Source organism: Polluticoccus soli (assembly GCF_029269745.1).
Taxonomy (GTDB): Bacteria; Bacteroidota; Bacteroidia; order Chitinophagales; family Chitinophagaceae; genus Polluticoccus; species Polluticoccus soli.
The window spans coordinates 1-13,497 of the sequence record NZ_JARJHT010000001.1 but is presented as its reverse complement, the minus strand read 5'-3'; the positions used below and the strand labels follow the sequence as shown (position 1 = coordinate 13,497).

The window sequence follows — 13,497 nt, the reverse complement described above, 5'->3', positions numbered from 1 at the left end:
ATTGTATCACTATGTACTACTTTTTCAATGATGTTCCGTTGGAACTAATCAATTCCTCTTCTAAGGAAGGCGATGTAAATATACTTATTGGTGAGAATGGTAGTGGTAAAAGCCAACTCCTGTCACAACTAGCAAGCCGATATATTCGAAATCATAAAAAGGTAATTGCGATTGCAAACTCTGTATATGACAAGTTTCCAAGAGCCGGGAATGGTTTGTATTTGTTAAGAGATAGAGGAGGACGAAAGCGTGTTAGAACATCCGTAAAAAACGCGTTGATAAATATATCTCCCGAAGATTTTACGAGATTAAAAAATGCTGCTGAAGCATTGCGATTTGTGGGCTACGAACCACTCATAGGAGTCAAGAATATTTCAGTGTCAGTCGATCAACTAGAGTTTGCTTTAATTGAAAGAAACACGAAAATGCAGACGTCTGATAGCGATGAAGAATTTCTCGAGCTTATACCCAATGAAGGCATTGAAGAGTTGAAAGCTCTTCTGTATAAACTTCAAAGTTTTCAACAGGAGAAGATAATTTGGTTGTCATTTAACGATTTTTCATTTCATGAAGTAGACAAGGTCACGTTTATTCAACTTCTAAAGTGGGAGCGCCTGTTGAAGCGGCTAAAATTGGTGAATTCAATTGATCTTTATCTGAGGAGAGAGAACAGCGAAATCCCTTTATATGACGCCAGTTCCGGTGAGTTGAGTTTTATTTCTTCGCTGATTTATATTGCTACCCTTATCGATGAAAATTCTGCCATTCTAGTTGATGAGCCAGAGAATAGTTTGCACCCTCGATGGCAGAAAGATTATGTGAAAGTATTACTTAGTCTATTCAGCTATTACCAGCCCAAAATTGTTATAGCAACGCATTCGGCGGTTGTGGTTACTGGAGCTGAGGTGTTCAATCCCTCAACACAAGTTTTTAAATCGAAAAATTTTCAGTTTTTTAAGAAGGATAGCGATCCCATTAATATTGAAGAGGCCTTCTATGGATATTTTGATGTAATCACTCCTCAAAACAGATTTCTTTCAAAACATTTAATCGATTTGTTAAATCGATTGGCCGAAGGTGAAGAAACACTTGATACAATTACTCAAAAGTTAGCCAAGATTGAGAACGATATTTATCAGCCATCTCAAACTAATTTGATATATGGTGTTAGGGAAATAGCTCAAAAGATTATTAACAAACCAAATAATAACAATGAATCAACACCCCTCAACTAGCGGCTTAAAGCTTGACGAAAGCGATTTAATACTAATCAAAGAAGCGATTAACAATGGGGGAAAAATTTGGGAAAATGAAGTAATTGAGCCAGTCAAAAAGAAAATTAAAGCATTTTTTCGACAAGCATTAAATGAGCAATGTTGCTATTGTAGACGAGATACAACTGACGAATTTAATATGGTGTTGGACATTGAGCATATATTACCTAAGTCGGTGTTTAATCATTTTATGTTTTCTCCGTTTAATTTGAGCATTTCATGTAAGCGTTGCAATATGGAGATTAAGAAAGAGGATACGTCTTTTCTATTTGACGTTACTTTGGCGAAAGAACAACATGACGACTCATCCAACTATCAATTCCTTCATCCAAATTTTGATGTTTACGCTCATCACATAAATGTTGAAATTTATAGATATGGTGAAAGCAGGCTTATTAAATATGTCGTGTTAAGCAACAGTCTCAAAGGAATATACACTAAGGAGTACTTTAAACTTGACTTGTTGGAAAGGGATTCGTTTGATTCTGCACAAGGCTTGGATGTGCAAGAGCTAAAATATTCTCAGTTGATGGATCGGGAAATTATATCGGAAATTGAACAGTTGTTTAAGGGCCACGGGTAACTCCGTTATCATTCACCAATTTATAGATGCGAATCCCTCCCCGTACCTTAATGCTCCATATTTTTCTTTCATCGCCGGGTCTCCTGAATAGGAACCCGGCGCCTTTACTTTGATGCCGGCGGGTCCTTTGCAAGAGATTCGTCGGGGAATTAAGAAGGTTAACGGCTATTTATTATATTTACTCCTATGAGAAATACCATATTGATTCTATTGCTATGTTGTCTTGTTTCTTGCAGTAAGAAAACAAATCCTACAACACCTACCAATCCGCCAGTTAACACTCCAACCTCGAAGTATATACCTAACTGGTATAGCGGTGATACTCTTTACGGAATGCTTACCGACACAATGGGGCAATTCACAGGTAAATATGACACTGTATATACAAAAACGGTAGCTGATACCAGCTTCATAATCTACAACGGTGTGCAGTACTACATCTGGTGGTCACCCCTAACAAGCACGGACACATTTAAAAATGACCAGTTACAATATAGTAATATGGCTATAAGTGCAACAAAAGACACGACTGGCATTGTATCGCATAACTTGTTGAACTCGGCAACGCCACATAAGTACAAAGACCAACAGGGCGTTACTAACCATCAAAAACAATTAATATTGGTGAACGACAGGTCTAAAATCAATTTTAAAGCATGGAATGGGAGTTATCAATCAAGAACAACCCATTAGCTTAATTGTCTCTCTGTTTAATATGTCCCTTATAGGACTTGGCAGCATCACCTTGACGTCGGCGAGTTCCTATTCATGAGGCTCAGCAATGACAAAAGCTTATTGAATCAGTCCTCTGATGGTGTACAATGCATGTCCACGATTTCGATAGTTGGTTTGAGTATATTTTAGATTTTCTGGATCATAACACCATACTTCCCTCATTATACCGATTACTACTCCGGATGTGTTTAAGATTGGTCCTCCAGAATAGCCAGGAATACCCACACCGTTAAACTCAATAAATGGAATTTCGCTGTTATTAATCAAAGAATTTCCTATTGAAAGAATCTTGCCATGGTTTGCTTGTAAAGCACCAGTTTTATCGATACTCGCCCTTATGTCCAAGCCAATATAAAAGAAGCTATCGCCAAGTTTGTAGTCTAACGCGTTTCCCATCGGCAAGGGAACTCGGCATATTTCTTCGACTGCTTCTAAGACTACGATATCAGCATCAGGGAAAGAATATTTTGGTTTAAGTTGAATTACCTTATTATGAATTTGGCTGAAAACTTATGTTGTCGGAGCCTCTAAGTACATGCAAGCATGTAAATACATATGTGGTTTTTAGAGCTACAAAGCCAGTTCCTGCCGTAATTGAGTCGTCGACTCGCACCATCCCTATAGATTTTTCGTCCAAAGAGATTTTTTGACCATGCACTTTTGCAACGTTCAAGATGGCGATTCCATAACATATTGAAGCCGCCATGAAAAATTTATCTCGAAATTTCATATTGCAAATTAAACGCTATTGGCAATACTGTATCATTGATCCTCCTCCGGCTTTAACACTCCATATTTCAAATAATTCCTACCTTTGCGCACCTAAATTTTGATAGGTTGGGATAAGAATGTGCGGAAGAATTTGGAAGTGAAGGGCTTATCTTTTACCTTTTGCCCCCCGAGACTGACCAATGGCTAAGTACAAAGAATACAAACAGCTGAATATGCCTTCCATAGAGCAGGAAACCCTGCAAAACTGGAAGAAGCACGATACTTTCAAAAAAAGCGTCGATAACCGCGATGGCGCCGACGACTTCGTGTTTTACGAAGGTCCGCCCAGCGCCAACGGTATGCCCGGTATTCACCACGTTATCTCCCGCACCCTCAAAGACTTAGTGTGCCGCTACAAGACCATGCAGGGCTACCAGGTGCGCCGCAAGGCCGGCTGGGATACGCACGGCCTGCCTGTAGAGCTTGGGGTAGAGAAGGAGCTGGGTATCACCAAAGAAGACATCGGTACCAAGATCACGGTAGAAGATTATAATAAGAAGTGCCGCGAGGTGGTGATGCGCTACAAGGATAAGTGGCAGGACATTACTGAAAAGATGGGCTACTGGGTGGATATGGAACACCCGTACGTAACCTTCGACAACGAATATATTGAAACCTTGTGGTGGGCGCTGAAGCAGCTGTACGACAAAAAGTACCTCTACAAAAGCGTCAGCATACAGCCGTATTCACCCGCAGCGGGTACCGGTCTTAGCAGTCACGAGCTGAACCAGCCGGGCACGTATAAGAACGTGAAAGACACCACCGTGGTGGCCATGTTCAAGATGATGGATATAGACCATCACCTGCAGAGCGCTTTTGCCCGCGAGATATTCAACAAAGCTGCTGAAGCCTCGGCTACACCGGATGGCAAGCACATCATGGACGTGCACTTCCTTGCCTGGACAACCACGCCATGGACGCTGCCCAGCAACTGCGGTCTGACTGTTGGTCCGAATATCGACTACGTATTAATTAAGACCTTTAACCAATATACCCACCAGCCTATCAACGTGATACTAGCAAAAGCGCTGGTAGGCAAATACTTCAAGCCCGAAGGAGAGAACCACGAAATGTTCACCTACGACGCGGAGAGCAAAGTGCTTCCGTGGAGGGTAGTGATGGAGTTCAAAGGCTCGCAACTGGAAGGCGTACGCTACGACCAGCTGCTGCCGTTTGACGGTAACACCCGCGAAATAGCAGGCGGCGATCCGTGGAGGGTGATCACCGGCGACTTCGTAACCACCGAAGACGGTACGGGTATCGTACACACGGCCCCTGCTTTTGGTGCAGATGACTATCGCGTAGGCAAGAAGAACAACATAGGCATACTGACCATGGTGGATAAAGAAGGTAAGTTTCACGACTTTACCGGCGAGTTCAGCGGGCGGTATGTAAAGAACTATAAAGACGACAGTGACTATAAGGACGTGGACGTAGACATAGCTGTAAAGCTGAAGGTCGGCGGCCAGGCCTTTAAGGTGGAAAAATACGAACACACGTACCCGCACTGCTGGCGTACGGATAAGCCCGTTATCTACTATCCGCTGGACGCATGGTTCATCAAGACCACAGCCGTAAAGGACAGGATGGTGGAGCTGAACAAGACCATCAACTGGAAACCTAAAGCAACAGGTGAAGGCCGCTTTGGTAACTGGCTGGAAAACATGGTGGACTGGAACCTGAGCCGCAGTCGCTACTGGGGTACTCCGCTGCCTATCTGGATAACAGAAGATGGCAAGGAAACCAAGTGCATCGGCAGCATCGAGGAGCTGAAGGAAGAAGTGAAGAAGGCAGATAAGAAGCTGGACCTCAACCAATTCATCGACGATAAAACCCTCGACCTGCATAAACCTTATGTAGACCAGATAGTGCTGGTGTCGAAAGACGGCAAGCCCATGTACCGTGAGCCAGACCTGGTGGACGTATGGTTCGATTCAGGCGCTATGCCTTATGCGCAGCTGCATTACCCGTTCAGCAAGCACCCTAAAAGGGAGCTGAAACACAACTTCCCGGCAGATTTTATAGCCGAGGGTGTTGACCAGACCCGCGGTTGGTTCTACACCCTGCACGCACTGGGTGTTATGCTGTTCGACAACGTGGCTTATAAAACAGTGGTTTCTAACGGTTTGGTGCTGGATAAGAACGGCAACAAGATGAGCAAACGCCTCGGCAACGTGGTGGATCCGTTCGAGACCATAGAGAAATACAGCGCCGATGCTACCCGTTGGTACCTCATTACCAATGCATCGCCGTGGGATAGCCTGAAGTTTGATATTGAAGGTATCAGGGAAGTACAACGTAAGTACTTCGGTACCCTTTACAATACGTATCAGTTCTTTGCACTGTATGCCAATGTTGATGGCTTCACGTTCAAAGAGAAATACATACCTGTACACCAACGTCCTGAGATAGACCAGTGGATCATCTCATCGCTCCACTCGCTGGTGCGCGATGTAACCAAATACATGGACGACTACGAGCCTACACAGGCCGGACGCGCTATGGAATACTTCCTTGACGAACACCTGAGTAACTGGTATGTGCGCCTTTGCCGCCGCCGCTTCTGGAAAGGAGAATACGAGGCAGATAAAATAAGCGCCTACCAAACCCTGTACGAATGCCTGGAAACATTATCGCTGCTGATGGCGCCGATCGCGCCTTTCTTCGCCGACTGGCTGTACCAGAACCTGAATGGCATCACCAAACGTCATGAGGCAGAATCTGTACACCTTGCCGATTACCCGGTGATAGACGACAGCGTAATAGACACCGACCTGGAAGAGCGCATGCAACTGGCGCAGGACATATCTTCTTTAGTTCTATCTATCCGTAAGAAGGTGAACCTGAAAGTACGCCAGCCGCTGCAGAAGATACTGGTGCCTGTAATGAGCAGTCATATGCAGGAGCAGATAAAGAAAGTAGAGGAATTGGTCAAGAACGAGGTTAACGTCAAGTTAATTGAGTATCTTGTTGACACAGAGGGCTTTATCAAGAAGAAATTAAAGCCTAACTTTAAGCAGTTGGGCGCCCGTATGGGTACAAAAATGAAGGCTGTGGCCGCCGCCATCGGGCAGATGGGACAGCAGGACATTACCACTTTAGAGAAGCAAAAAACGTTTGAACTGATAGTAGAGGGCGAACCGGTAGCCATAGGCGTAGAAGATGTTGACATCATAGCCGAAGACATACCGGGCTGGTCGGTAGCCAATAAGGATAACCTGACCGTGGCCCTCGATATAACCGTTACTCCCGAGCTGCAAGACGAGGGCAATGCCCGCGAGTTGGTGAACCGGATCCAGAAGATAAGGAAGGAATCTGGGTTGGAACTGACTGATAGAATTGTGGTTACGATAGAAGAGTACGAGCCATTAAAGTCTGCAATTATTAATTTCAGTGATTATATTTGTACGGAAATTTTGGCAGACAACATTCAATTAGTGCCTGATATACAATCTGGTACCGAAATTGAGGTAAACGAAGCAACTCTTAAAGTGTTAATATCTAAAAACTCTTAAGTTATGGCCACTAAAAAGAAACCGGTCAAACAAGCTAAAAACGCAAAGGCTTCTGCATCAGGCGCTAGAAAAGCTGCGCCGGCTAAAAAGAAAGTGGCTAGTAAATCCGTGAAGGCTGTTCCGTCAAAAAAGGCGGCAGTAAAAAAGAAAGCAGCTCCTGCCAAAAAAGCTGTTACCGCAAAAAAGGCTACCGCCCAGCACCAGGCGTCTGGTAGAAAGACACTTGTGAAGAAAGCGGCTCCTGCTAAAAAAGCGGCAGCAAAGAAGGCGGTTGTTGCAAAGAAACCAATAGTTAAGAAGGCAACAGCCAAAAAAACAGATCCAAAAATTTCGAAGACATTGAAAAAGACGACGAATAGCAAGACGACGGCGAAATCAGCACCGGCAAAAAAAGCAGCAACCCCAGTAAAGAAAGTAGCGGCAGCTCCGGCTAAGAAAGTAACAGCGGCAAAACCAGCACCGGCTCCGGCAAAAAAAGCAGCGCCAGCAAAACCGGCACCAGCTCCGGCTAAAAAAGTAGCTGCAGCTCCTGCTAAACCGGCTCCGAAACCAGTTGAAGTAAAGAAACCTGAAGTAAAGAAGCCAGCACCAAGCCCGGCGCCTGTAGTTGCAAAATCGAGCAAGAAAGGAGCACCTACTCCCAAGACTCCTACCAAAACAGTAACTACATTTGCAAAGAGCGCACTGCCCAGCAGGCCATCATCGGCCAGCGCTTCTGTGCAGAGTGCTCCGTCTAAACAAGCTACTCCAATACGCGCGATAGATAAGAAACCAAACGTAGTGGTGGCGCACCGCCGTCTTGAGAACAAGGCGAAGGAAGCAGACAAGGCGGGCAAGACAATGATCAATTATCAACCTGAATATACACGCAGCATTTTGGACGAACCACAACAACTTCAAGGCCCAGTGTATCGCTATAGCGATGAAGAACTGGCTGAATTCAAAGAACTCATCACCGGCAGGCTGGAAAGCGCCCGTAAGGAACTTGCTTACCTGCAAGGGTTGATCACCCGCAAAGACGAAGCGGGCACTGAAGACACCGAGAACCGTTATGCCAGCATGGAAGATGGCAGCGGTGCCATGGAACGCGAACAACTGGCCCAGCTGGCAAGCCGCCAGATCCAGTTCATCAACCACCTGGAAAAAGCGATGGTACGTATCGAGAACAAAACTTACGGTATCTGCCGTGTAACAGGTAAACTGATCGACAAAGCGCGTCTGCGTGCTGTGCCTCATGCTACACTGAGCATCGAAGCAAAGAAGACAATGACCAAGTAGTACAACTATTAAGTGCAAATAAATTGAAAAGCCGTTACGATCGTAACGGCTTTCTTTATTTTATCTCGGTTGATTGAGCTCGGGGTTGGATGTTTTACCACTGGCAAAATTTCGTAGCGTGTAGGTAAGCGTCAGCATAAAGTAACGCTGTAGTACATTGGTAAAGCTATCCTCAATATAAGTCTCGGTGACCGTGCGGCTGATAGCCCTGTTCTGGTTCAGGATGTCGTATACGCTGAGCCTCAGGTCCAGCGAGCGATCTTTAAGAAACTTATAGCCCAATGCTGCATTCCATAGCAGGAAGCTTTGGTTGAAATCCTGGGTTAAGCCTGTGTAAAGGTTATGGGTTGCATCTGTATTGAACACAAAACGCTCCAGGAATACATAATTCAGTCGCAGGCCTGCCGTGTGGTAGTAGTAAGTATTATCGAGATCGGTTTGCAGGGTATTCTTTACTATGTTGTAATTGCCACGGTAGCTAAGTGTAAAATCCAGGTTCTCGTTGATGTTGCTGCCTAGCGTAAAGCCGGCGCTCGTGGTATAGTTATTCGAAAAGTTTCGTTCATTATTAATGATAGCCGGTGTATGGCTATAGCCAACGCCGCCATTCAGGCTCAGGTTGCTTTTAATAGCTTTTACAGGAAATGCGTAGGTAGCGAAGATGCGCGCGTTCATATAACCATCGAGGTTCACCGGCATATTGATCTGCGTACCACGGTTCACCAAAAAGCCACTATTGATCACGGTGTCTTTGGTAGGAATGAAGGTGGCATTGCCTATATAATCTTGTGTGAATTGGGCATTACCAAATACAAAGAAGCTGCGCGAAGTACGTGTGTTAGTAGCGCTATAACGTGCAATGAGGTTGTGGTCGTAATCCTGCACCAGGCTGGGATTACCGGTTTTTAGCAATAGTGGATTAGATATGTCAACAACGTTTTGCAATTGGGTGATGCTGGGAGCGTTTGTGCCCGAGCGGTACATGATGCGCAGATTTTTATTTCTGCTAAAGCGATAGTTGAACATGGCATTAGGCAGAATGTTCCTGAATGAGCGATCGATATCAAACATGGTAGGGTAGGTCTGGTGGCCCTCCAGGTTGGCGATCTGTCCATCTACACCTACGTTAAAATTATAGTTAGTGTCGTTGTAGCGATAGCTTAAGCCTCCACGTTGTGTCAAATAAGTATTGTCGAATTTATTGGAAAGGGTAGGGTTGAGTACATTGTATTGTCCGTCGGCTGGGTTGAGGTTGAACGACTCTTTATCTGCATCATTATTTGTGTATGACGGCGCGTAGTTGACCATCAGCTGGCTTTTCTTTGATAGTGGCTCTGTATAATTCAGATTGCCGGAAAGCGTGTATCCTCCGGATGTTTGGTGATATTGTTGATCGAGCAAGCTAGTGTCGCCGTCTGCAAATTCGTTAAGCGAGAATAACTGGCCGTCGCCTAGTTTGTCGTTGAGTTGGGTGCCGAAGTTGAATGAAATGGTACGTCCCTTCTTGGCAAACCTGTGGCGGTATAGTATGTTGTTAGAAAAATTATAGCCGCTGTTGTCAGACGTATCACTGTTTACGGTGCGGCCAAAGAACAGACCGTCCTGCGTATTGTTGCCATTTAGTATTCTACCATACTCAGCATCCTGGAAACTGATGCGTGGTGTAATGATCAGCGAATTCGCTGAGTCGATGGTGTATTCGAGTCGTCCGTTTAGCCGATGGTTAATATTGCGGGCATTAGTAAAGCTGTTTTCGTCGTATACCAGGTTGCTATCGTCGGTATTAACGTACTGACGTGTAATAGTGCTCGTGTTATCGGTGTTGGTATGATTGAAGAAATAACTACTCGATACTTTGATCTTTTTGCCCCACTCGTCGCTGTAGTTCAGTCCGATGGCGCTGGTGGTCACAATACCTCCCTGCTGTGTCACCAGGAAGTTGCTGCCGTCACCACCGCGATTACCACCCCTGAAGCCACCGCTGCCACCACGTCCCTCAGACCCACCCGGGCCGCCACCTCGTGGTCCGCCACCGCCGCGGTTCTGGCTGCGGAGGTTTGCAGTTACACCGAGCAGGTCATCGGAGCTGAAGTTTTGTTGGTTGATGTTATTCGAAAGACCGAGGACTGTAATACGTCGTGCGCCTTTAAAGAAATTGATATTGCCACCTACGTTATAGCGATCGTCTGTGCCATATCCGGCATATACTTTACCGAATTTGCCTGCGTTCTTGCCCGGCTTGGTAATAATGTTGATGGTCTTACGTGTCTCACCCTGGTTAAAGCCGGTAAACTGGTCCTGGTCACTTAGCTTATCAAATACCTGCACTTTATCAATTATCTCTGCTGGTAGATTCTTCACTGCTGCATTGGGATCATCGCCAAAAAATGGTTTACCGTCGACCAGTATTTCTGATACCTCCTCGCCATTTACCTTAAGTGTGCCTTCATCGCGCGTTACGCCCGGCATTTTGGTGACCAGGTCTTCGGCGTTGGCATCGGGGTGGGTTTTGAAAGAGCTGGCATTAAACTGCGTGGTATCACCTATTTGCGTTGCCTGCACCGCCTGTCCTTGCACTACCACTGTTTGCAGGGTAGAAGCGGCAGGCTGCAGCGCAATGGTGCCGAGGTTAATGTTTTGATCGTTGATAGTAATGGTGCGAACGTGTGGCGTGAATCCAATATAAGATGCGTGAAGCCGGTATTGGCCGGGAGTTATATTGTCTATGTAAAAATTGCCATCCGCGTCAGTTACAGTACCGTTCTTCTGCGAGGTGTCGCTAACCGGCGCTACGAATACGTTTACGCCGATCAGGCCTGCTGTATCTGCCGCTTCTATTATTTTACCATTGATGCTTACTTGTGCAAATGAATATCCTGAAGCAAACAACAGGAGTCCTGTCAATAAGAGCCTATTTCCCATTCTGGTTCCATTCTAAGGGTTAGATATGCTGCAAAGTCAAAAGTTTAACTGTGCAGCAAACAAAAAATATGCCCTTAGTAGGAAGTGAAGTAGGGAATGGGTCTGCGCTTAACCGGTTTTTTAGATCGCGAAGCCGGGTTGAACATGCTTTGCAGCACGATACGCTCGCCAAGAAAGTCTATAGTAACCTTTCGTTGTTTCTCAAGAATGTTGTTGCCAAAGAAGCCAACTGCATCATCTCTTTTGAAGTAACCCTCCTTGGTCTGTACTACCATATATGGGCTGTTCAGGTCGAGCTCGCATACACGAAGGCCGCTGATCTTTACTACCTGCATGTACACGCTACCGCCAACGCCCTTGCCGGCTACAAAATTGGAGTGGTTCATATAAGGTGTCAGTCGCTTGAGTTCCTGCCATTGGCTGTACGATACATTGATGTAGTTGTTTCGGCTGGGCTCCATACTTACAGCACTGTTGTAAGTAAGATAGGTGTCAAAAGTATCGTTAAGCCGTACGCTGAAGCGGGGAATACCATCCACTATTTTGAACGGCATTGTTTTCTGCCGTCCAACAGGGGCCCGCATATTGGTAAAGGCCATTGTCTTTTGGTAGAAGTCAATAGTAACAGAGAAGTTCTTTAAAAAGTCGGTTCCCAGGATCCCATCTATTTTCTGGCCGTTGAGCGTGACAAAATTGCTCAGGTCGCGGCTGGTGATCTCCATGTTTTTCACTGACGCTTTATCGATATCAATGGATTTGATCGTATGAAGCCTCACGTTTTCTGTACCTGCGGTACCCTCTACGGTATCTTCTTCACGTATCACGGGTAGTTTTAGCATATCTGCCGTACGCGTGTCAATGACTGTAGTGTTTGCGCCCGTATTTATCAGGAAGAGGTACATGGTGCGGCTGCCGTTGATCTTGGCTTTTACAAATATTAGGGACTGGGCATACTGAAAAGGCACTGTAGCCAGCGCCGGAGGGCTCACTCTCTTGGTAGCGGTTTTTTGCGCATTCAGCACAAATGCATGACAGCAGAGTGCGATGGAAAAAAACATGAAAGAGCGTATAAAATTCGCTTTCATGATAAGAACTGTTAGTCGTTAATAGTAACACAAATTACTTGCCAACAGACAACAGTTTTTCCAGCTGCATGTCATATTTCTTTTCTTTATCCGGTTGTGCTTCAATACCATTCTCGTTCTCAGCGAAGATCACAGTGCCTTCGTCGAGGTAATTGTTCTTTTCAAACAGCTGTATAGTGAGCTGTGCTATTTCATTGGTAATGCGCTGCTGCTCGGCCTGTGGGGAACTATACAGTTCTTTATCGCGTAGTGTCACGATAACATCCTGGTGTTCTTTTACCTCTATGCTTACACCGTTCACTGTAGGGTAGCGTTTAAATACAGAGTCTTCCATCTGCCGTACCTGGGCGTCATTGGAACCCAGGTCTTTACAGCTTAATAGTATTGCTGAGCATGAAGCAACAATAAGTATAGAATTGATGAGCTTGTTCCCCATAGACTAATAAAGCTACGGCTTTTTAAAGTTTTTTAAGAAAGGTGTTGCAGAAACGAAACACACGTTCTATCTTTGCCGCCCGCTACGGCGGAAAGCTCTTTAAGTGATGGTTGCAACTCGGATGGCGAATAGAAATATTCAAAACAGATTTGGTAGAAAAGAAAAGCTGCCTATCTTTGCAACCCCAACGGAAAAGGGGGTAGTTCTTAAAGCGATTGACGGTGAAGTGAAACGATCAGGATGAAGGTTCTGAAAAAAAAATCTGAAAAGATTTTTTGGAGTTTCAAAAAGGTTTTCTACCTTTGCAACCCCAACGAAAAAGGGATAGTTCTTAAAGCGATTGACGGTGAAGTGAAACGGTTCGGAATGAAGGTTCTGAAGAAAAAAATCTGAAAAAAGATTTTGCGGTTTCAAAAAGGTTTTCTACCTTTGCAACCCCAACGAAAAAGGGAAACAAAAAGTTCTTTAAAAAGTAACAAAAAAGATACACGGTTTAAGGCCGGGATGAGGTTCAACTCCTTATGGTATAACAAGAGTCAACAGTAGTGTTGACAAGATCTTTGAAAGATTGGGAAGCAACAGCAAATGAGATGAAGTTCTCATTACAGGTAAGACCTACTTTAAGTAGTAGGCCAATTAAGCGTAACAAATTAAGTTACACGTCTAATTTCCAAATAACGCAAATTTTTAATGAACGTTAGAGTACAAAATTAGTCAGTGAACAAACAATCTTTACAATGGAGAGTTTGATCCTGGCTCAGGATGAACGCTAGCGGCAGGCTTAACACATGCAAGTCGAGGGGCAGCACGGGTAGCAATACCTGGTGGCGACCGGCAAACGGGTGCGGAACACGTACGCAATCTACCTTTATCTGGGGCATAGCCCGAAGAAATTCGG

10 protein-coding genes and 1 rRNA gene are annotated in these 13,497 nt (G+C 44.9%); 6 read left to right on the top strand and 5 right to left on the bottom strand.

The annotated features are described in order from the left end of the window. The first annotated feature begins 11 nt into the window (after positions 1–11). From P2W83_RS00055 to P2W83_RS00045, 3 genes are all read left to right on the top strand, one after another. On the top strand, positions 12–1,235 hold the full coding sequence (locus P2W83_RS00055; RefSeq protein ID WP_276131624.1) for an AAA family ATPase: 1,224 nt from the start codon (positions 12–14) through the stop codon (positions 1,233–1,235). Continuing rightward, positions 1,213–1,857, top strand: a complete 645-nt coding sequence (locus P2W83_RS00050) for an HNH endonuclease domain-containing protein (protein ID WP_276131623.1) — start codon at positions 1,213–1,215, stop codon at positions 1,855–1,857. The genes P2W83_RS00055 and P2W83_RS00050 overlap by 23 nt, the downstream gene beginning before the upstream one ends. 186 nt (positions 1,858–2,043) lie before the next feature. After that, positions 2,044–2,550, top strand: coding sequence for a hypothetical protein (locus P2W83_RS00045; RefSeq protein WP_276131622.1), 507 nt, complete (start codon positions 2,044–2,046; stop codon positions 2,548–2,550). A 99-nt stretch (positions 2,551–2,649) separates the two neighbouring features. Here the strand turns inward: P2W83_RS00045 and P2W83_RS00040 are convergent, their stop codons facing one another. Then, positions 2,650–3,075, bottom strand: a complete 426-nt coding sequence (locus tag P2W83_RS00040; RefSeq protein ID WP_338090245.1) for a S1 family peptidase — start codon at positions 3,073–3,075, stop codon at positions 2,650–2,652. A 428-nt stretch (positions 3,076–3,503) separates the two neighbouring features. On the opposite strand from P2W83_RS00040, the gene ileS reads away from it, so the two are divergent. Next, complete coding sequence (ileS, locus tag P2W83_RS00035) at positions 3,504–6,878, top strand: isoleucine--tRNA ligase (RefSeq protein ID WP_276131621.1); 3,375 nt, start codon at positions 3,504–3,506, stop codon at positions 6,876–6,878. On the opposite strand, the gene P2W83_RS00030 is transcribed toward ileS, so the two are convergent. Beyond that, the gene (locus tag P2W83_RS00030; RefSeq protein ID WP_276131620.1) at positions 6,875–7,522 is read right to left on the bottom strand and encodes a hypothetical protein; all 648 of its coding nucleotides are present in this window, start codon (positions 7,520–7,522) and stop codon (positions 6,875–6,877) included. The genes ileS and P2W83_RS00030 overlap by 4 nt on opposite strands. A gap of 73 nt (positions 7,523–7,595) precedes the next feature. On the opposite strand from P2W83_RS00030, the gene P2W83_RS00025 reads away from it, so the two are divergent. Beyond that, positions 7,596–8,156 carry a TraR/DksA family transcriptional regulator gene (locus P2W83_RS00025; RefSeq protein WP_276131619.1) on the top strand — a complete coding sequence of 187 codons (561 nt, stop codon included), beginning with the start codon at positions 7,596–7,598 and terminating at the stop codon, positions 8,154–8,156. A 60-nt stretch (positions 8,157–8,216) separates the two neighbouring features. Here P2W83_RS00025 and P2W83_RS00020 read toward each other — a convergent pair whose 3' ends face one another. The 3 genes from P2W83_RS00020 to P2W83_RS00010 form a co-directional block, all read right to left on the bottom strand. Further along, a complete protein-coding gene (locus P2W83_RS00020) occupies positions 8,217–11,078 on the bottom strand; it encodes a TonB-dependent receptor (RefSeq protein WP_276131618.1) in 2,862 nt (953 codons plus the stop codon). A 74-nt stretch (positions 11,079–11,152) separates the two neighbouring features. Then, positions 11,153–12,163, bottom strand: coding sequence for a retropepsin-like aspartic protease (locus P2W83_RS00015; protein ID WP_276131617.1), 1,011 nt, complete (start codon positions 12,161–12,163; stop codon positions 11,153–11,155). 34 nt (positions 12,164–12,197) lie between these two features. Then, entirely contained in the window at positions 12,198–12,599 is a 402-nt protein-coding gene (locus P2W83_RS00010; RefSeq protein ID WP_276131616.1) for a hypothetical protein, read from the bottom strand. Positions 12,600–13,333: 734 nt separating this feature from the next. Here P2W83_RS00010 and P2W83_RS00005 point away from each other — a divergent pair. Beyond that, positions 13,334–13,497: ribosomal RNA gene (locus P2W83_RS00005) — 16S ribosomal RNA — on the top strand; the annotation flags it as partial.